18 protein-coding genes are annotated in these 21,430 nt (G+C 39.6%); 7 read left to right on the top strand and 11 right to left on the bottom strand.

All coding sequences use genetic code 11. From position 1 onward, the window contains the following. Positions 1-10: 10 nt before the first annotated feature. The 4 genes from IJI01_RS11640 to rpmH are packed head-to-tail and all read right to left on the bottom strand — an operon-like array spanning position 11 to position 2,086. On the bottom strand, positions 11-1,321 hold the full coding sequence (locus tag IJI01_RS11640) for a YidC/Oxa1 family membrane protein insertase (RefSeq protein ID WP_292190453.1): 1,311 nt from the start codon (positions 1,319-1,321) through the stop codon (positions 11-13). A 20-nt stretch (positions 1,322-1,341) separates the two neighbouring features. Beyond that, a complete protein-coding gene (gene yidD, locus IJI01_RS11635; protein ID WP_026489267.1) occupies positions 1,342-1,551 on the bottom strand; it encodes a membrane protein insertion efficiency factor YidD in 210 nt (69 codons plus the stop codon). Then, entirely contained in the window at positions 1,548-1,898 is a 351-nt protein-coding gene (rnpA, locus tag IJI01_RS11630) for a ribonuclease P protein component (protein ID WP_292190448.1), read from the bottom strand. Before rnpA ends, yidD begins: the two co-directional genes overlap by 4 nt. A gap of 53 nt (positions 1,899-1,951) precedes the next feature. After that, entirely contained in the window at positions 1,952-2,086 is a 135-nt protein-coding gene (gene rpmH, locus IJI01_RS11625) for a 50S ribosomal protein L34 (protein WP_292190439.1), read from the bottom strand. A 575-nt stretch (positions 2,087-2,661) separates the two neighbouring features. Between rpmH and dnaA the strand changes: the two genes are divergently transcribed. From dnaA to IJI01_RS11590, 7 genes are all read left to right on the top strand, one after another. Beyond that, positions 2,662-4,062, top strand: coding sequence for a chromosomal replication initiator protein DnaA (dnaA, locus tag IJI01_RS11620; RefSeq protein WP_292190437.1), 1,401 nt, complete (start codon positions 2,662-2,664; stop codon positions 4,060-4,062). Positions 4,063-4,380: 318 nt separating this feature from the next. After that, the gene (gene dnaN / locus IJI01_RS11615; protein ID WP_292190434.1) at positions 4,381-5,490 is read left to right on the top strand and encodes a DNA polymerase III subunit beta; all 1,110 of its coding nucleotides are present in this window, start codon (positions 4,381-4,383) and stop codon (positions 5,488-5,490) included. Between the two features lie 42 nt (positions 5,491-5,532). Then, a complete protein-coding gene (locus tag IJI01_RS11610; protein WP_292190431.1) occupies positions 5,533-5,748 on the top strand; it encodes an RNA-binding S4 domain-containing protein in 216 nt (71 codons plus the stop codon). After that, a complete protein-coding gene (recF, locus tag IJI01_RS11605) occupies positions 5,745-6,863 on the top strand; it encodes a DNA replication/repair protein RecF (protein ID WP_292190429.1) in 1,119 nt (372 codons plus the stop codon). The genes IJI01_RS11610 and recF overlap by 4 nt, the downstream gene beginning before the upstream one ends. Positions 6,864-6,879: 16 nt before the next feature. Further along, on the top strand, positions 6,880-8,820 hold the full coding sequence (gene gyrB, locus IJI01_RS11600; RefSeq protein ID WP_292190426.1) for a DNA topoisomerase (ATP-hydrolyzing) subunit B: 1,941 nt from the start codon (positions 6,880-6,882) through the stop codon (positions 8,818-8,820). A gap of 65 nt (positions 8,821-8,885) precedes the next feature. After that, a complete protein-coding gene (gene gyrA, locus IJI01_RS11595; protein ID WP_292190534.1) occupies positions 8,886-11,435 on the top strand; it encodes a DNA gyrase subunit A in 2,550 nt (849 codons plus the stop codon). A 50-nt stretch (positions 11,436-11,485) separates the two neighbouring features. Beyond that, the gene (locus IJI01_RS11590) at positions 11,486-12,937 is read left to right on the top strand and encodes a GGDEF domain-containing protein (RefSeq protein ID WP_292190423.1); all 1,452 of its coding nucleotides are present in this window, start codon (positions 11,486-11,488) and stop codon (positions 12,935-12,937) included. 100 nt (positions 12,938-13,037) lie between these two features. Here the strand turns inward: IJI01_RS11590 and trpA are convergent, their stop codons facing one another. From trpA to IJI01_RS11555, 7 genes are all read right to left on the bottom strand, one after another. Then, entirely contained in the window at positions 13,038-13,805 is a 768-nt protein-coding gene (gene trpA, locus IJI01_RS11585) for a tryptophan synthase subunit alpha (protein WP_292190420.1), read from the bottom strand. A 12-nt stretch (positions 13,806-13,817) separates the two neighbouring features. Next, positions 13,818-15,008 (bottom strand): tryptophan synthase subunit beta, encoded by a 1,191-nt coding sequence (gene trpB, locus IJI01_RS11580; RefSeq protein ID WP_292190418.1) that lies wholly within the window; start codon positions 15,006-15,008, stop codon positions 13,818-13,820. Between the two features lie 23 nt (positions 15,009-15,031). Next, positions 15,032-15,676: a phosphoribosylanthranilate isomerase gene (locus IJI01_RS11575; protein ID WP_292190415.1), complete on the bottom strand. Its 645-nt coding sequence runs from the start codon at positions 15,674-15,676 to the stop codon at positions 15,032-15,034. A 36-nt stretch (positions 15,677-15,712) separates the two neighbouring features. After that, on the bottom strand, positions 15,713-16,498 hold the full coding sequence (trpC, locus tag IJI01_RS11570; RefSeq protein WP_292190414.1) for an indole-3-glycerol phosphate synthase TrpC: 786 nt from the start codon (positions 16,496-16,498) through the stop codon (positions 15,713-15,715). 18 nt (positions 16,499-16,516) lie between these two features. Continuing rightward, a complete protein-coding gene (trpD, locus tag IJI01_RS11565; protein WP_292190412.1) occupies positions 16,517-17,536 on the bottom strand; it encodes an anthranilate phosphoribosyltransferase in 1,020 nt (339 codons plus the stop codon). Positions 17,537-17,913: 377 nt separating this feature from the next. After that, positions 17,914-19,695: an ABC transporter ATP-binding protein gene (locus tag IJI01_RS11560; protein WP_292190409.1), complete on the bottom strand. Its 1,782-nt coding sequence runs from the start codon at positions 19,693-19,695 to the stop codon at positions 17,914-17,916. Then, positions 19,695-21,428: an ABC transporter ATP-binding protein gene (locus IJI01_RS11555; protein ID WP_292190406.1), complete on the bottom strand. Its 1,734-nt coding sequence runs from the start codon at positions 21,426-21,428 to the stop codon at positions 19,695-19,697. Before IJI01_RS11555 ends, IJI01_RS11560 begins: the two co-directional genes overlap by 1 nt. Positions 21,429-21,430 lie beyond the last annotated feature (2 nt).

The raw sequence follows: 21,430 nt of genomic DNA, 5'->3' as shown, positions 1-21,430 counted from the left end.
ATCTCCCCTATCATTCTTTTGTATAGTTTTCGTTATAGTCTTTAACCATATTTGCCTTAGCTAAAAGAGAATCCTTACGAATATTATTCTTCTCGTATACCTCTCTAGACTTGGCTACCTTCTTCTCTACATCTACAGATGCTACTGCCTCTTTCTTGGCAACAGAAGAAATATTTCTTGTGGACATGTTAGCGTACATGTTCATCTGAGGAGATGACTTCATCTTCTCCATTTTCTTCTTGTACTTCTCTGTATTCTTGGCAATCTCTGCATCGATATCTGTCTTATCAATGTGTCTGTTGATAACAATCTGCTGAATAGATCTGACAACAGCACCGGCAATCCAGTAAACACCCATACCTGCTGGAAGACTTAAACAGAAGAATGCTGACATAATAGGCATCATGATGTTCATAGTCTTCATAGACTGCTGCATCTGAGCTGCTGGATCGTTAGGATCAATCTTAGCATTAGGATCTGTGTTCTGTGGCATCAACTTAGTGTTAACCCACTGAGTAAATGCTGCAAGAGCAGGAACTAATACACCACCAACAAGTAAAAGGAACTGTCTGTTGGCAAATGCAGTCTGAATCATGTACATTGGGCTATCAGCGATATTAAGTCCAAGGAATGAGTTGAAAGTATTAAGAGCAGTGTGTGTCTTATCAATTGAAGATGAAAGATTTGTAAAATGCTCTGAAATATTAGCCCAATCAGATGTTGATGTCTTATTAAGAATATCGATATATGTATTCTCAATAAACTCTACGTTACCTGAAGTAAATTCCTCTGCTGTAAACTTACTTGTAAATGTAGTAGCACTCTTAAGTGTCTGGAAAAACTCAGCTGCGCCTTCTGTATTACGAAGTTCCTCAACAAGAGGATAGAAAGCATTTCTTACTATAGTAACGTAAGCTGGAATATTATTGATAACTCTGTAAAGAGCAAACAGAATAGGCATCTGAATGATAAGCTGCAAGCAGCTACCAGTCTGTGAAACGCCATATTTTGCATAAAGCTCTTTTGTTTCTGCCTGCATTGCAAGCATTGAATCGTTATCTTTCTTGCCTTTGTACTTATCCTGGATAGCCTTAAGCTCTGGGCTCATCTTGGCCTGAAGCTTAGAGAATTTCTGCTGCTTGTAAGTTAAAGGAAGAAGTAACAGATAAATAACAATAGTGAAAATAATGATAGCAAGACCTATATTAGGTATTCCAATAGCGTTAAGAACGCTGAAAATACCATTCATTATGTGACCAAGAAGCCACGCAACAGGTCCTACAATTTTACCTGTATCCTTGGTTAACAAAACTCCTATCAAATTGTACCTCCTCTGAAAGCTTACGGAACTGGATCATAACCGCCACTGGAAAATGGATTACATCTAAGAATCCTCCACACGGCTAAGAGTCCCCCTTTAATAGCTCCGTACTTTTCTATTGCTTCTAGTCCATACTCCGAACATGTTGGAATATATGGACATTTTGTTCTCTTTAATGGAGACAAATACTTCCTATAAAATTTGATCAAAAAAATAAGTATTTTTTTCATTGATCACCGCCATTTTTCCTTATGCGGGCCTTCCCTGCCAGGCTTAAAAGAGATTCCTGAATATCAAAAAAGCTTGCATCTCTTGCACAGGCTCTGGCTACGATTACTATATCCAAACCACTATTGAATACATTTTCCTGTAATCGGTATGATTCTCGAACAAGTCTTGCAAATCTGTGCCTTACAATACTGTTCCCTATCTTTTTACTACATGATATCCCAAGTTTATTGTCTGAACGGCCATTTTCCCACACATATAACACAATAAATTTGTTAGCATAACTCTTGCCATTCTCATAAACATTGCGGAAATCACTTGTTTTTTTCATTGATTCTGAAAAAAGCATTTTTAATTTTCCTTTAATTGAAGAAAAAGGCCACAGTTACTGCGGCCTTTAAATCATGCTGATAATCTCTTTCTTCCCTTTGCTCTTCTAGCAGCAAGTACTTTTCTGCCACCCTTAGTAGCCATTCTTGCTCTGAAGCCGTGTACTCTGGCTCTCTGAAGCTTATGAGACTGGATTGTCATCTTCATAGTGGACACACCTCCTTCTTATACAAACTAAAATGGATCTCAAATTTAAAGTACGTAATCACCCAAATACAACATTAAGTTCCATTCAAATGATTAATGATTGCATCCTTGTGTGGAAAAAATCTTTATAATTATAATAAATAAAAACACGTCAGTCAAGCCATAAACTCCCCGAAAAAACATTATAAAAATCTAAAAATATTTTTAAAATTAATTTAATCTATATGTGGTATTTTAAAAAATTATCCACAGCAAAATGTTGATTTTGTGGATAACATGTTGATTAATTTTTTTCCAACTATTTTATCCACATTTTTCCAAATTTTTGTGGATAACCTTGTATATAATAGGTTGATAATTAATCGCAAATGCCGTATTTAAGCGATTTATAACGGTAGATAGTTTAAAGTGGAAAAAGAGAGGTTTTTCCACAGACAATTTTTCTGGTTGTCTTTTTTTACTCCGAAAAAAAAGTTTTCCACATAACCACAATGGAGTCCTTGTGGTTTGATATTTAAACCCAATTAATATAAAATAGTTAAAGTCTAAAATTATGCCTAGTTGGGGAGTTTTTCATGCAATCATCAGTAGAAATCACAAAAAAACTTAAATCAAATTGGGAAGAAATCAAGAAGAGTATCAGAATTGAGTCTGGTATTACAGATATTTCCTATAGAACTTGGATTGATCCTCTTACAGTATATGGAGTGCAGGGCAATACTGTCATGATCCTTATTCCACAGGATAACCCAGTAGCTCTTTCTTATATTAGTAAGAACTATATAGATTTCTTCAAAGTTTCAATCTCAGAATTTCTTGGAGAAATGATTGAGATTAATTTCATGTTAAATAAAGACATTATTAATAATGAAGAAACACATGAAGAAAAAAATGAAGTTAACGATCAATCCCAGTATTTAGGCAATTCTAATGCGGATCACTCTAATCTGAATCCTAAATATAGATTTGATACATTTGTAGTAGGTAGAAATAATAACTTTGCTCACTCAGCATCTCTTGCTGTAGCTGAGGCTCCAGGTATTTCATACAACCCTCTTTTCCTTTATGGAGGCCCTGGACTTGGAAAAACTCACCTTATGCATTCAATTGGCCATTTTGTTATGGAACATAAACATAATGCCAAAGTTCTATATGTAACATCTGAGCAGTTTACTAATGAAGTTATCGAATCAATCAGAAGTGGTAAAGCCGAGAGTATGTCCAAGCTGCGTGAGAAATATCGTACTGTAGATGTTCTCATGGTCGATGACGTTCAGTTTATTATAGGTAAAGAATCAACTCAGGAAGAGTTCTTCCATACCTTCAACGAGCTTCACCAGGCTGGTAAGCAGATTATTCTTTCATCTGATAAACCACCTAAGGAAATGGAAACTCTTGAAGAGAGATTCAGATCAAGATTTGAGATGGGACTTATCGCTGATATCCAATCTCCTGACTATGAGACCAGAATGGCAATTCTGCGTAAGAATGCTGAGAACTATGGTAAGCACATCGATGATGAAGTAATCAATTACATTGCTACTAATATTAAATCAAACATCAGAGAGCTTGAGGGAGCTTACAACAAGATCATCGCTTACTCAAGACTTAATAATGTAGATATTACTCTTGAGAATGCTATGGAAGCTCTCAAGGATATCATTTATCCAGATAAGTCCAAGGTTATCACACCTCAGCTTATCATTGATACAGTTTGTGAACAGTATGGATCCAAGAAAGAGGATATCTTCTCCAAGAAGAGAAATTCAGAGATTGTACTTCCTCGTCAGGTCATCATGTACCTCTGCAGAGAACATACTGATGCTTCTTTAGAAGAAATCGGTAAGCTTCTTGGCAAAAAAGATCACACTACAGTAATGAGTGGTATCAATAAGATTAAGAAGCAGATCACTTTTGATGAAGAGCTCAACAAGAATCTCGATATTATAATGAAGAAACTTAATCCTTCTTTATAATAAGTAATTCACAAAAAATAAAAAGTTATACACATTTGTGGATAACTATCTTGATAACTTGTGAATTGTCAGGGGATTAATTGTTATTTAAGGTGGATTACCTTTTTCATATCTCATTTGTCAAAATTTGGCTTGTTTATAACTTTTTAATTTTCAACATCAAATTTTTTGTTTTCAACAACCAAAAATTTGTAAAAAAGCCGCATAAATTGTATAATAGAATAGGTTTTACACTTATCAACAGCTATTATTAATTCTTTTATTATTTATTAATATTTATTTTATACTTTTTGGCCAGTGAAGGGAGTATGTGGTTAAATGAAATTCGTTTGCTCTAAATCAAATCTCGTAAGTGGATTACAGATTGTTTCAAAGGCAGTTCCTTCAAAAACAACAATGTCCATTCTCGAATGTATCTTAGTAGATGCTACAGAGGGAATCATTAAATTCATTGCCAACGATATGGAGCTTGGTATACAGACTGTAGTAGAAGGCAACATCGTAGAGAGAGGATATATCGCATTAGATGCTAAGATCTTCGTAGATATAGTTCGTAAACTCCCTGACAATGATGTAACTATTGAATCTGACAGCAGTAATAAAGTTACTATTAGTTGTGAAAGAGCTAAGTTCAATCTTATTGGTAGAAAGGGTGATGACTTCACCTATCTTCCATCAATTGAGAAAATTGATGGTGTAACAGTATCTCAGTACACTCTTAGAAATGTTATTCAGCAGACTATCTTTTCAATAGCAGAGAATGATGCTAACAAGATGATGGCTGGTGAGCTCTTCGAAGTTGATGGAGAGAACTTAAAGCTTGTATCTCTTGATGGACACAGAATCTCTATCAGAAAAGTTAAGTTAAATGGCATTTATCCATACAAGAAAGTTATCGTTCCAGGTAAGACACTTGGTGAGATCAGTAAGATACTTGGCGATAGCATTGAGAAGATGGTTAACATCTACTTCACAGACAAGCACGTTCTCTTTGAGTTTGATAAGACAACAGTTGTATCAAGACTTATTGAAGGTGAGTACTTCAGTATTGATCAGATGCTCTCAAGTGATTATGAGACTAAGATCAGCATCAACCGTAAAGAGTTTCTTGAATGTATCGACCGTGCTACTCTTCTGGTAAAAGAAGGCGACAAAAAGCCTGTAATCATCTCAGTTACAGATGGCAAGATCGAGCTTAAGATCAATTCTGCTATTGGTAGCATGGATGAGGAAATTGAAATTGATAAGCAGGGTAAAGACCTTATGATTGGCTTCAATCCTAAGTTCCTTATCGATGCACTCAGAGTTATTGATGATGAACTTGTTGATATTTACATGGTTAACCCTAAGGCCCCATGCTTTATCAGAGACAAGGAATCAACATACATTTATCTTGTTCTTCCAGTTAACTTCACAACAGTTGACTGATAGTATCAGTTTGGAACAAGGATTTTTAGTAAGGATTTATAGATGGAAACAATCAAATTACGTGAAAACGATGAATTTATAAAGCTTGGCCAGGCTCTTAAGAAGGCTGGGCTTGAAGGTTCTGGTGTGGATGCCAAGAATGACATCCAGGCCGGACTTGTTAAGGTTAACGGAGAAGTTGAGGAAAGACGTGGCCGTAAACTGTACGATGGTGACATTTTTGAATACGATGGCACACAGGTAAAAGTTGAGAAATGATAATTAAGTCATTAGAGCTAGCTGATTTCAGAAATTACGAGAATGTAAAAATTGATTTCAGCAGTGGTACAAATATACTTTATGGTGATAATGCCCAGGGAAAGACTAATATTCTTGAGGCAATATTTGTTTCGGCTACGACCAAATCCCATAAAGGTAGCAAGGATAAAGAGATAATAAGATTCGGTAAGGAAGAAGCGCATATCAGAACCATTCTGGAGAAGGATAATGCTGAATACCGCGTAGATATGCATCTTCGTAGCAGCAAATCCAAGGGAATTGCTATAGATGGACAGAAAATCAAGAGAGCATCTGATCTGATTGGAATGCTTAATGTAGTTTTTTTCTCTCCGGAAGATCTTAGTATTATTAAAAATGGTCCTTCTGAAAGGCGCAGATTCATGGATATGGAGCTGTGCCAATTAGATCAGATATATCTTAATAGTCTTTCTAAATACAACAAACTTGTTGTAGAGCGTAACAAAGTTCTTAAGGATTTGTATGAGCATCCGGAGAATAATGTTCTCTTAGATGTACAGGATAAGCAGTTATGCGAGTATGGATCCGTCATTATCAAGACTAGAGAAAAATTCATCAGAGATCTTAATGAAATAATAAGACCTATTCATGAGAAATTAACAGGACAAAAAGAGCTCCTGTCGGTTTACTATGAGCCAAATGTAAGTGCTGATGAATTTGAAAAGAAATTAAGAGCAACAAGAACAAAAGATACTTACGCCAAACAGACCACAGTTGGCCCTCATAAAGACGATTTTTCTTTTATCGTACAGAAGAAAAAAGCTGACAGCGATGAGTTTGGTGAAGGAATAGACATCAGAAAGTATGGCTCACAGGGCCAGCAGAGAACAGCTTCTCTCTCACTCAAGCTTTCTGAGATAGAAATTGTAAAAAGAGCTAAAAAAGAAAATCCAGTATTACTCCTAGATGACGTATTATCAGAGCTTGATAGTAACAGACAGAATTACCTGCTGAATACTATCGGTGATATACAGACAATTATCACATGTACTGGACTTGATGAATTTGTTAATAACAGATTTGAGATAGATAAGCTATTTAAGGTTACCGAGGGAACAGTAAGTAGCGAGAATTAAAGAAATGGAGCATAACATGAGCGAAGAAGCAGTAAATTATGGTGCCGATCAAATTCAGATTCTTGAAGGACTTGAGGCTGTTAGAAAAAGGCCTGGTATGTATATTGGTACTACTGCCAGCAGAGGTCTTCACCATCTTGTTTACGAGATAGTTGATAACTCAGTTGACGAAGCGCTTGCAGGATTCTGTGATCACATCGAAGTTACAATCAATGAAGACAATACAATTGTAGTTCAGGATAATGGACGTGGTATCCCTGTTGATGTTAACCACAAATCCGGACTTACAGGCGTTGAAGTTGTATTTACTATTCTTCACGCAGGTGGTAAGTTCGGCGGTGGAGGATACAAGGTATCTGGCGGACTTCACGGCGTTGGTGCTTCAGTAGTTAACGCTCTTTCTGAGTGGCTTGAAGTTCAGGTTACAAGAGGTGGCAAGGTTTACCAGCAGAGATACGAAAGAGGTAAGGTATGCTACCCTCTTAAGGAAGTTGGAACAGCTCCTGATAACGTAACTGGAACAAGAGTTTATTTCAAGCCTGATGCTGAGATATTCAGAGAGACAACAATCTTTGAATACAACATTCTCAAGCAGAGACTTCGTGAGATGGCGTTCCTTACAAAGGGACTTAAGATCACACTTACAGATAAGCGTGTTGAGGAAGGCGAGGATCCAGTTCAGCAGACATTCCACTATGAAGGCGGAATCAAGGAATTCGTTCAGTATCTCAATAAGAGCAAGACAGCTCTTTACGAAGGAATCATGTACTTTGAAGGAAACAGAAACAACGTACAGGTTGAGGTTTCTTTCCAGCACAACGATTCTTACAACGAGAGCATTTATACATTCGTTAATAACATCAATACTCCTGAAGGTGGTACACACCTTGAGGGCTTTAAGGCTGCTCTTACCAAGACATTTAATGACTATGCAAGAGCTAATAAGATGCTCAAAGATAACGAAGAGAACCTCACTGGTGAAGATATCAGAGAAGGTCTTACAGCTATCATCTCAGTTAAGATCGAGGATCCTCAGTTTGAAGGACAGACCAAGCAAAAGCTCGGTAACTCAGAGGCAAGAGGCGCTGTTGCTGGTATCGTAGGCGAACAGCTTACATATTACCTTGAGCAGAATCCTAATGTTGCCAAGCAGATTCTTGAGAAGGCTATCCTTGCTCAGAGAGCAAGAGATGCTGCCAGAAAGGCAAGAGACCTTACAAGACGTAAATCAGCACTTGATGGAATGGGACTTCCTGGTAAGCTTGCTGACTGTTCAGATAAAGATCCTAAGAATTGTGAAATCTTCATCGTTGAGGGAGATTCCGCCGGTGGATCAGCTAAGACAGCTAGAAGCCGTGCTACACAGGCTATTCTTCCACTTAGAGGTAAGATCCTCAACGTAGAGAAGGCAAGAGTAGACAGAATCTATGGAAATGCCGAGATCAAGGCTATGATCACCGCCTTTGGTACAGGTATTCATGATGATTTTGATATCAGCAAACTCAGATATGACAAGATCATTATCATGACCGATGCCGATGTAGATGGTGCTCATATCTCTACTCTCATGCTCACTTTCCTATACAGATTCATGCCGGAGCTTATCAAACAGGGACATGTATATCTTGCACAGCCACCACTTTATAAGCTTGAGAAGAACAAGAAGGTTTGGTACGCATACTCAGACGAAGAGCTTGATAAGATCCTTACAGATGTAGGTCGTGATCAGAACAACAAAATCCAGCGTTATAAGGGTCTTGGAGAGATGGATCCTGAGCAGCTTTGGGAGACAACAATGGATCCTGAGAGACGTGTACTTCTGCGTGTTAACATGGATGAAGAATCTTCATCAGACATAGATGTAACATTTACAACTCTTATGGGCGATAAGGTTGAACCTAGAAGAGAGTTCATCGAGAAAAACGCTAAGTTTGTTAAGAATATCGATATTTTCTAATCTAGTATAAAGTCAGGAAAAAGGAAAAGATAATGGCAGATAATAACAACATCAATAATAACGAAATGCCAGATGACGTTTTTGACAAAACAACCACTGACAGAATAAAAGAGGTTGATCTTCAGAAGACCATGGAGTCAGACTATATTGACTACGCCATGAGTGTTATCGCATCTCGTGCTCTTCCAGATGTAAGAGATGGTCTTAAGCCAGTACAGAGAAGAATTCTCTATTCTATGATTGAGCTCAACAATGGTCCTGATAAGCCACATCGTAAGTGTGCGCGTATCGTCGGTGATACAATGGGTAAATATCATCCACACGGTGATAGATATATTTACGGATCATTGGTAAATATGGCTCAGCCATGGTCAATGAGATACTGTCTTGTAGATGGACATGGTAACTTTGGTTCTGTGGACGGCGATGGCGCTGCTGCTATGCGATACACAGAGGCTAGACTTACCAAAATCTCAATGGAGATGATTGCCGACATCAACAAGGATACAGTAGACTTTGTACCTAACTTTGATGAGACAGAAAAAGAGCCTTCAATCCTTCCAAGTAGATATCCTAACCTTCTGGTTAACGGAACTACTGGTATCGCTGTAGGTATGGCTACTAATATCCCACCTCATAACCTCAGAGAGGTTATAAATGCTGTTGTTAAGATGATCGACAACAGAGTTCTTGAGGACAGAGAGACAGAAATTGAGGAAATCCTTGAAATCATCAAGGCTCCAGACTTCCCAACAGGCGGTATCATTCTTGGTACTAGAGGCGCTGAGGAAGCATATAGAACAGGTCGTGGTAAGGTTATAGTAAGAGCCGTTACAAACATTGAGCCAATGCAGAATGGCAAGAACAGAATCGTTGTAACAGAGCTTCCATACCTTGTAAACAAGGCTAACATGATTGCCAAGATAGCTGATCTTGTTAAGCTCAAAAAGCTTGATGGTATCACTGCCCTTCGTGATGAATCAGACCGTGAAGGTATGCGTGTTGTTATTGAGCTTCGTAACGATGTTAACCCTAATATCATGCTCAACAAGCTCTACAAGCATACACAGATGCAGGATACTTTCGGTATCATCATGCTTGCTCTTGTTAACAATGAGCCTAAGGTTCTTAGCATCACAGAGATGCTAAAGCACTACATTGCTCATCAGGAAGAGGTTGTAACCAGAAGAACAAGATACGACCTCAACAAGGCTGAAGAGAGAAACCACATCTTAGAGGGATTACTCATCGCTCTTGATAACATCGATGAAGTAATCAAAATTATCAGAGGTAGTGAAACTGTAGCTCTTGCTAAAGAGCAGTTGATGGCTCGCTTTGGACTTACAGATGTTCAGGCGCAGGCTATCGTTGATATGAGACTTCGTACTCTTACAGGTTTGGAAAGAGACAAGCTTGAACAGGAGCACGCAGAGCTTCTCAAGAAAATCGAGGAATTAAAGGCTATTCTTGCAGATAGAAAAATACTTCTTGGAGTAATCAAGACAGAGATTACTGAGATTTCCGCTAAATACGGCGATGACAGAAAGTCTCAAATTGGTCACGATGATTCAGATATTGATATGGAGGATCTTATTCCTAACGTCAATACAGTTATCGCTATGACAAATCTTGGATACATCAAGAGAATGTCAATTGACAACTTCAAATCACAGAACCGTGGTGGTAAGGGAATCAAGGGAATCACAACAATCGATAACGACTTTGTTGAAGATATCCTCATGACAACAACTCATAACTATGTCATGTTCTTTACTAACACTGGACGTGTATATAGACTTAAGGCATATCAGATTCCAGAGGCATCAAGAACATCAAGAGGAATGGCTATTGTTAACCTTCTTCAGCTTGCTCCTGGTGAGAAAATATCTGCTATGATCCCTGTTAAGGGCTTTGAGGATGAGGAAAAGAGCTTATTCATGGTTACCAAGAAAGGAACCGTTAAGAAGACTCCTATCACTGACTTCTCAAATGTCAGAAAGACAGGACTTGCAGCTATCACTCTTAGAGATGATGATGAACTTATCGAAGTTAAGACAGTTACCAAGGATGCAGAAGTATTCCTTGTAACAAAGAACGGAATGTGTATCCACTTCGATGAGGATGATGTTCGTTCAACAAGCAGATCTTCTATCGGTGTTCGCGGAATGATGCTTGATGATACAGATGAAATCGTAGGAATGCAGCTCAATACACAGGGCGATTCACTTCTCATCGTATCTGAAAAAGGTTATGGTAAGAGAACAACTCTTGATGAATTCCACAGCCAGTTCAGAGGTGGTAAGGGCGTAAAGTGCTACAAAATCACTGAGAAAACTGGTAACGTTGTAGGCGTTAAGGCTGTTAATGATGACAACGAGATCATGATGATCACAAATGGTGGAACCATCATTCAGCTTAGAATGGATGAAATAACTGTTCATGGCAGAGTTACATCTGGTGTTAAGATGATCAATCTTGATGAGGGCGTAACAGTAGCACAGATTGCCAAAGTAAGAGAAAAGATTTCTGATGGAGATCACGATATCGATAATATCGATGATGTACCAGAAGAAGTTGATGAAGATATTGTTGATACAGAGAGCGACGACGAGTAATACATAACAGACACAGTTAGCAGCTTGGATTCATCAGGAAATGAGGGCCTATGAACATCGGACTGTTGGTATCGGAACTGGAAGACAGAGAAGTTAAAAGAATATGTATAGGTGCTAGCCAGGCAGCGAGGGATAAGAAAATTACCCTCTGCATAATGCCGGGCAAGTACCTGCTCACAGAGGCTGAAGATGGGGATATATATGCATATCAGTATGCTGCACTTTTTGATTATGCCAGGGATTTTGCTTTTGATGCTCTGATAGTAGATATCGACAGAATAGGTAAAAAAGTGCCTATTCTAAAGAAGGAAGCATTTCTCAAAAAGTTCAGTGAGATACCTCTTTTAACGCTTACCAAGCAAGACGGCTTTACCTGTGTCAATACAGTAGATACTGACAGAGACCAGCTTGAGCAGCTTGGTTATGAAGCAGTTTGCGATGCGATTTCTTTTGCAGAAAAAGGTACTCTTCCATCACCTGAAGCTGCCAAGACATTTAACTACGTAGAAAAAGAGGCTTCTGAAGCGCTTAATGTATTATCGAGGATCAGTAATCCTTTGCTTCATAGGAAATATCCTACAGAGAAAGCTTATGAAGTAATGGCAGAAACTGTCGCAGCAGAAGGCATCAAGAGCTGCTCAGTAATGCTCTATGATAAAAAAATCAGAAATACCATCAAATACTGGTGGGAGAAACCTGAAAAGATAACAGTTAAGGCTAATCTTGTAAATGGTATAGTTACTGATTACGAGGAAGCTGATAAGAGAACCAAGTCCAGTGATATCATTGCGAATATCACAAATGGTAAGCCTAACGTACTTGTTGCAGGACCTTTGTATGTAGGCGAATATCAGCTTGGACTTCTGGTAACTGAGTTTACAGCAAATATCCTTACTGATTATTTCTTTGACAATGTCCTAAGCGTTATAACTGGAGTATCCAGAGTTTCATATTTGGAAAAAGAGCTTAAAAAGACCAATGAAGAGCTCTATGAAGTTCAGGAAGAGCTTGCAAGGGATGATTCAGTTCTTGATCATATTGGAGATCAGGATTATCTCACAGGAGGTCTTAACAGACGAGGATTCTTTGCCAAGGCTTATGATCTTCTAAAAGAAAACTTTGGACCAGGAAAATGCGCTATTGTAGCCTATATTCACATGGAATCCCTCAAGGGAATCAATGACATGTATGGCCATGAAGAAGGCGACAGAGCAGTTAAAAAGATTGCTGCAATTCTTGAGGAAGTATTCGAGGATTGTATTTATGGCCGAATCAGAGGCGATGAATACGCAGTAATAGAAATTACTGATGAAGAAGGTAAGGCTGAGAGCTTCAGACAGGAAATGTCTACTCAGAACGCCAAACTACTTTCTGAGTCCAGTAGATATATCAATCATTTGCAGTATTCTATCTGTGAATTTAGCTATGATGATAATCTCTCACTTAGAGAGATGCTCAAGGAGACTGATGACAATCTGCAGAGAATCAAGCAGATGCAGTAAAACTTATATGAATAAATAGAAATCCGGCGAATTACTAGATAATAGTAATAGCCGGATTCTTTGTATGAAAAAGGAATTATGAAGAAAACAAAGTGAATTATTACATAGCAGCTTTCATTGAATGAACGTATTCTTCGACATACTTAGGAGCATCTTTGCCATGCTTTTCAAGGAGTTTGATGATAGCAGAGCCGACAATAACACCATCAGCTATCTTAGAATACTTGGAAGCCTGCTCTGGAGTCGAAATACCAAAACCGATTGCGCAAGGTACATCAGAACTTTCTCTGATGAGCTTAACAATTGAATCAAGGTCTGTTGTAATGGAACTTCTGGTTCCTGTAACACCAAGGCTTGATACAACATAGATAAAGCCCTTAGCTTCTTTTGCTATCATAGAGATTCTCTTTTCAGAAGTAGGAGCAATGAGAGAAACAAGGTCTACATCGTATTTATTACAAACCTCCTCAAATTCCTCTTTTTCCTCAAATGGAAGGTCTGGGAGGATAAGTCCGTCCATTCCAATCTCGTTACATCTTTTTATGAATTCCTCTGAACCATAGGAAAATACAACATTAGCGTAGGTCATGAAAACCATTGGTACTGATACGCTCTTTCTAAGATCTACGACAAAATCAAAAATCTTATCAGTTGTAACGCCGCCAGATAAAGCACGTAGGTTTGCGCCCTGAATAACAGGGCCTTCTGCTGTAGGATCAGAAAATGGAATACCAAGCTCGATAAGATCAGCTCCTCCATTCACAGCAGCTATAACAGCCTCTTTGGTAGTTTCTAAATCAGGATCGCCACAGGTTATGAAGGCGATAAAAGCTTTGCCATTTGTAAATGCATTCTTTATTTTGCTCATGACTAGTCTCCTTTACTCTTCAATAATCTCGCCTCTGTAGCGGGCAATGGCAGCACAGTCTTTATCACCTCTGCCAGAAATAGTTACAACAATGATCTTATCTTTATCCATAGTAGGAGCAATCTTCATAGCGTGAGCAAGAGCATGTGATGACTCGATAGCAGGGATGATACCCTCTGTTCTGGATAGATATTCAAAAGCATTAACGGCTTCATCATCAGTAATAGCAACATACTCAGCTCTGTGAATATCGTGAAGGTAAGCATGCTCAGGACCAATTCCTGGATAATCAAGACCAGCTGAAATTGAGTAAACTGGAGCAATCTGACCATATTTATCCTGACAGAAGTAAGACTTCATGCCATGGAAAATTCCAAGTCTTCCCGTGTTGATAGTAGCTGCAGTTTCAAAGGTATCAATTCCTCTTCCTGCTGCTTCACAGCCAATAAGCTGAACAGATTCATCTTCAATAAAATTGTAGAAGGTTCCAATAGCATTTGAGCCGCCGCCAACGCAGGCAATAACTGTATCTGGGAGTCTACCCTCTTTTTCAAGCATCTGTTCTTTGATTTCTTTGGAGATTACAGCCTGAAAATCACGAACGATAGTTGGGAAAGGATGTGGTCCCATTACAGAACCAAGGCAGTAATGAGTATCATCAATTCGGGAAGTCCACTCTCTCATGGCCTCTGATACTGCATCCTTAAGAGTAGCAGTTCCTGTAGTTACAGGAATAACCTCTGCTCCAAGAAGTCTCATCTTGTAAACGTTAAGAGCCTGTCTCTTGGTATCCTCTTCGCCCATGAAAACAACGCATTCCATACCCATGAGTGCAGCTGCTGTAGCTGTTGCTACGCCGTGCTGACCAGCGCCAGTTTCTGCTATAAGTCTTGTCTTACCCATCTTCTTGGCAAGAAGAGCCTGACCGAGAACGTTGTTGATCTTGTGAGCGCCAGTGTGGTTGAGATCCTCACGCTTAAGATAAATCTTGGCACCGCCGAGATCCTTAGTCATCTTCTCTGCGTAGTACAGTCTTGAAGGACGACCAGCGTACTCATTCAAAAGCTCAGTGAGTTCTCTGTTAAACTCTGGATCATCCTTGTAGTGGTTGTAGGCTTCTTCAAGTTCTATTACAGCATTCATAAGAGTTTCTGGAATATACTGACCGCCATGAACACCAAATCTTCCTCTTGAGTTACTCATTTCTTTTCTCCTCATATTTCTAATTACTGATTATTTCTAACTAATGATGCGAACAAACGCATCTTATCAAAATCTTTAACCTTATCTGTCTCTATTCCAGAGCTTACATCCACTGCATAAGGCTTAACCAGTGAAAGAGCTTCTGTGATATTCACTGTGTTAAGTCCTCCAGCCAGGAATATTGGAGTTTGTAAGTCCTTAATAAGGTTCCAGTCAAAAGAACTACCGCTTCCCATTCCTGAATCCAGTAGATAATAATCTACAGGTTGATTTGAACTACCATTAGATTTATAAGTATCAAACTTCATTAGTTTTTGTATATCGGATTCGTTTTTAACTACAATAGCTTTTATGATTTTTGTGTAAGACTCACCTAAAGTATCTCTGAGCTCTTTGATATATTCCTCATCCTCATGCCCATGGAGCTGAACTATATCAATTATCTTTTTATCTACCAGTTCTTTTATAAGAGAAATATCTTCATCAACGAATACGCCAACAGTCTGAATACCATCATCGAGCTTTGATCGTAGCCTACTGGCTGTTTCCATACCAACATAGCGGTGACTCTTTTTGTAAAAGACAAATCCGATGTAGTCAGGATTAACTTCATTAGCGTATGTAATATCTTCTTCTCTAAAAAGACCGCACATTTTAATCTTAGTCACAACATACCTCATTATTATCTGATTGTTGCTCTATACTCATGCATTCTTAAGTTCATTTAAAAGAGCTTTTTTATCTATTGCTCGCATGAGCATTTCACCAATCAGTACAGCATCAGCGCCAAATTCTTTGATAGCCTTTATATCATCTACAGACTGAACACCGCTCTCTGAGACAAAGACGATATCACTCGGAACAAGACTTCTAAGGTTCTTGCTATTTGCTGTATCAACCTTAAAATCCTTGAGGTTTCGGTTGTTTACACCAATTATCCTTGCTGATACATCAAGAGCTGTCTCAATCTCTTTTTCATCGTGAGCTTCAACTAGTGCGGATAGACCAAGACTATCGCAGATGTCGATGTACTCTTTTATCTGACCTTTATCAAGGATTGAGCAGATAAGTAGAACTGCCTTAGCGCCAAGGACCTTTGCTTCATAGATCATGTACTCATCTACTGTAAAATCCTTCTTGATACATGGGATACTCACATTTGAAGCTATTTCTTGTAAATATGAATTGGATCCCAGAAACCATTTTGGCTCAGTCAGAACTGAGATACAGTCTGCTCCGGCTGCCTCGTAATCCCTTGCTATATCAAGATAAGGAAAGTCCTGTGCTATGATCCCTTTTGAAGGAGAAGCCTTTTTGCATTCGCAGATAAAAGAGATACCTGGCTTTTTAAGTGCGTTTTCAAATTCGAAAGTCCCTAATGGAAGTTCCTCAGCCTGTCTTCTTAAAGCTTCTAAAGATATTTTTTTCTTTGATTCTGATACTCTGAAGCTGGCGTAGGATGCCAGTTCATCGAGAATAGTTGCGCTCATATTTTTACCAAGCCTCTATTATGAATTACTTACTTCAATGAGTTTGTTAAGTGTCTCTGTAGCCTTGCCTGAATCGATAAGCTCTGCTGCAAGCTTAACACCTTCTGCCATGGAATCAGCCTTGCCACCGATGTAGAGGGAAGCACCTGCATTTAAAAGAACTGCATCACGCTTAGGTCCTCTTTCTTTTCCTGAAAGGATGTCTCTTGTGATCTGAGCGTTCTCTTCAGGAGTTCCACCAACAAGATCAGCCTTAGTGCAGGTCTTGAAGCCAAAGTCTTCAGGACGGATTGTGTAGGATTTGTACCAGCCATCCTTAATCTCACATACAGATGTTGGAGAGCTCATTGAGATTTCATCAAGCTTATCCTGTCCGTATACAACCATTCCTCTCTTGATTCCAAGGTTTATAAGAACCTGTGCAAGTGGAATGATGAGATAATCATCATAAACACCAAGAAGCTGCATTGAAGGTCTTCCTGGGTTTGTAAGAGGTCCGAGGATATTGAACACTGTTCTAAAGCCAAGCTCTTTTCTGATTGCTCCAACATACTTCATAGATGTGTGATATTTCTGAGCAAAGAAGAAGCACATTCCGGCTTTCTCAAGGAGCTCTACGCACTTTTCAGGACTCTGGTCGATATTAACGCCAAGAGCTTCGAGGCAGTCGGCTGTTCCACACTTAGAAGAAGCTGCTCTATTACCGTGCTTGGCAACCTTCATTCCGCCTGCTGCTGCAACAAGGGCGGAAGTTGTTGAGATGTTAAAACTCTGAGCGTTGTCTCCGCCAGTTCCAACGATTTCGAATACATCCATATTTGTCTCAACCTGAGTAGCATGCTCTCTCATAGCTGTAGCACAGCCAGCAATCTCATCTGTTGTCTCTGCTCTTGCACTCTTTGTAGAAAGAGCTGAAAGAAATGCTGCGTTCTGAGTAGGAGTTGTCTCACCACTCATGATCTCATTCATTACTGCATAGGCCTCATCATAAGTAAGGTCCTCTTTGTTTACGATTTTTACGATTGCTTCCTTGATCATAGTCTTTTCTCCTTTTGCTATTTAGGTATAAAAAAAGTCCCTGGCAGAATATTCTTCTGCCAAGGACGAATGTACATTTATACTATCCGCGGTGCCACCTTGAATTCGTAGTAAATACGCGCTTTGTCAGGATACCAACATATCCCTGGCTACTAACGAGAGCCTTCCGTTGCAGAATACTCTGTGGGAAACCACATTTGACTGCACCCTCTGCGGTCCATTTGAATATGTGTTTCTTGCCCGTTCTCAGCTACTCGGACTCTCTGTGAAGGCATCATAGACGTTATCTCCGCTTCATCGGTTTAAAGTATTAAGTTAGTAAAGATAATACTCCAATGAAATTACATTGTCAACAATTATTTTCTTTAATAGTCAAATTATGCAAACTGGGCCATGTAAAGGTCGTAGTAAGCTCCGCGCTTAGCAATGAGCTGGTCGTGACTTCCAGCTTCCTGAATACCACCGTTATTGATAACAAAGATCCGGTCTGCATTCTTGATAGTAGAAAGTCTGTGAGCAATAACAAAGCTTGTTCTGCCCTTGAGTAGTGCCTGAATACCTTTCTGTACAAGCATCTCTGTATGAGTATCGATACTACTTGTAGCCTCATCAAGGATAAGGATCTTAGGCATTGATATCATGGTGCGTGCGAAGGCAATGAGCTGTCTCTGACCAATTGAAAGGCCTGCACCACGCTCTTTTAACTCAGTATCATAGCCATTTTCAAGGTTCATGATGAAGTCGTGGGCGTTAACAGCCTTGGCTGCAGCGATCATTTCTTCCTCAGTGGCATCAAGCTTACCGTACATGATGTTCTCTCTTACTGTGCCGTGGAAGATGAAGTTATCCTGAGTCATGACGCCCATCTGACGGCGAAGGCTGTTGATAGTAACATCTGTAAGGTCGTGGCCATCAACAAAAATCTTACCCTTCTGGATATCATAGAATCTGCTGATGAGGTTAACAATTGTTGTCTTACCAGCGCCTGTAGGGCCAACAAGTGCAATTGTCTCACCTGGCTTAACCTGGAAGTTTACATTATCAAGAACCTTGGTCTGTGTCTCAGTTCCTTCATCGTAGGTAAATCCTACATTTTCAAAGGCTACACTTCCTGCGATATCTGGAAGTTCATCTGCTCCCTCTTTATCTACGATTTCAGCCTCTGTATCAAGAATATCGAATACACGCTCAGCAGCTGTGATATTGGTGATCAGCTGATTGTAGTAGTTTGAAAGACCCATGATTGGGCTCCAGAACATGCTGGAATAGCTTGCAAAAGCAGTGATAAGACCGATTGAAGCTGATGTATAGCCAAGAAGTCTGATAGCAACAAGGTACAGAACCATGTTACTGATAGCCCAGCTCATATCGATTGAAGGCCCAAAGAGGTCAGCTGCTCTACAAGCTGAGATGTAGGCATCTCTGTGAGCGTTAGCAAGCTCTCTGAAAGTTTTCTTGGTCTCATTTTCTGCATGGAAGCTCTGAACTACAGAGATTCCTGCGATATCTTCGTGAACGTAGGCGTTCATGTTAGAAGATTTCTTACGTACATCCTGCCATCTCTTGTGGTTAACGTTCCTTATCCAGAAGATGCTCACTACCATGATAGGAAGTGAAGCAAAGCATCCAAGAGCCAGCTTCCAGTCTTTTACCAGCATGATGATAACTACACCAAATACTGTGATAAAGTTAGGAATCAGGTTAGTGATGGTGTTGGCCATTACATCCTTCATTGAGTTAACGTCACCGATGATACGGGCAAGAATCTTACCTGTAGGTCTGTTGTCAAAGAAAGTAAATGACAGTGTCTGTATGTGTTCATATAATTCCTGCCTGATATCAAGCAGAACTTTGTTAGCAACCTTGTTCATCATGTACATACGAAGCTTAACGAAAAGAATGTATGTAACACCAAGGAATACTATGATTGTAGCGATTGTCAGAAGGCCTCTCACGTTCTTATTAGCCACATGTATGTCAATTGCATACTCGATAAGAAGTGGACTAACAAGGCTGATTCCAACGGTAATTACCAAAGAGATAAGAACCGGTATTATTTCAAATATGTGAGGCCGCAGATAGCGGATCATTCTGACAAATATCTTTTTACGGTCCGTATTGGACAGGTGCTCATCTTCACGAAATGAGTTAGCAGCCATTACGCACTCACCTCCATTTCTGTAGGAGCGCCGTACTGAGCAATGTAGGTCTCGTAGTACAGGCCCTTTTTCTTGAGCAGCTGCTCGTGAGTTCCTCTTTCTGCGATGCGTCCGTTCTCAAGATAGATGATCTCGTCAGCATTTCTAACAGCAGATATTCTGTGAGCAACGATTACACGGGTTGTGCTCTTAATGTCATCAAGTGTTTTCTGAATCTCAGATTCAGTCTCCATATCAAGTGCTGATGTGGAGTCGTCAAGTATAAGTATTGGAGCGTTCTTGGAAATAGCTCTGGCAATACTGATTCTCTGTTTCTGACCTCCGGACAAGCCAACACCTCTTTCGCCAATGACTGTTTCGTAAGACTCTTCGAGCTTTTCGATGAAGTCAGAAGCCTTTGCCATCTGGGCAGCACTCTTAATCTCGTCCATGGTCATGTCATCTTTTCTACCCATGCGGATGTTTTCTTCAATTGTGTCAGAGAAAAGAAATACATCCTGCATAACAACAGCAGTGGCGCCTCTTACCTGATCGAGCTCCATCTGTCTGATCTCGTTGCCATCAAGCATGATATTTCCGCTTGTTGGATCATAGAATCTCTGGATCAGGTTGATGATAGTGGACTTACCAGAGCCTGTCTGTCCCATGATTCCAAGAGTCTTACCTGCTTTAACAGAAAAGCTGACATCTGAAAGAACTTCTTTTCCGCCAAGCTCAAGTGATACATGATCAAATTCAATCTCTCCCTTGATACCATCAACATGGATAGGATCAGCAGTTTCAGAAAGAGTTGAGTGCTCGCTGTAGATCTTTTTGATCTTCTTGAGTGAAGCAATTGAGCTTGAGAATTCGTTGGTGATCCAGCCAAGCTCCTCCATTGGCCATGTGCAGTTTCTGGTGTAGATGATGAACGCTGTAAGACTACCAAGGTTCATGTGTCCGTTAATTACTGCAATTCCGCCGAGTACGGCGCAGGCAACAGGAAGAAGTGTTCCAGCCAGCATAAATACAGGGTAGAACTTGATAAGTGCCTTAGCCTCCTCCATGTTGAGATCATAGTATTTCTTGTTATGCTTAAAGAATTTTTTTATCTCGTAGTCTTCTCTGGCAAAGGCCTTAACTGTTCTGACACCGGCCAGATTCTCCTCTGCAGTAGTTGTCATCTCAGCGTTCTCTTCACTGATAGCATCGTAGACTTTATCGAGCTTACGCTCCATAACAACGGCTGTTGTGCCGCATATTACCATAAATGTAAGAGGTAAAAGAGTCAGTGGCACATTTATTGAGAACATGAAATACAGGATGAGGACTGAGTTTAAGGTAACTTCCATTCCTCTCATGGCTACCATGCCTACAAGCTGGTAAATCTTATCTATGTCATCTTTTACACGAGCCATTAGTTCGCCTGTGCTGGAATCATCGAAATAATCAAGAGACAGGCTCTGAATGTGATCAAAGAGATCCTTTCTCATCTCAGTTCCGATGGTTATGCAATTCTTATCAAAGGTAAATTCCTTGTAGTATCCAAATACGCTTCTGCCTACTCCGATAAGGATTATGGCAAGGAGCAGATATGGGAAATAGGTGAAATCCTGATCTATAAGTACTTCGTTTACTATTCGTTCTGTTACTTTCGGGAACATCATGTCAAGGGCAATAGCAATCAACATGAAAACAATTGCCATTGTGTATGTTGCCCAGTGCTTTCGCACATAACTTCCAAGTGTATTCATTG

Source organism: Butyrivibrio sp. (assembly GCF_017433805.1).
GTDB lineage: Bacteria > Bacillota > Clostridia > Lachnospirales > Lachnospiraceae > Butyrivibrio.
This window is presented reverse-complemented; position numbering and strand designations above follow the sequence as displayed.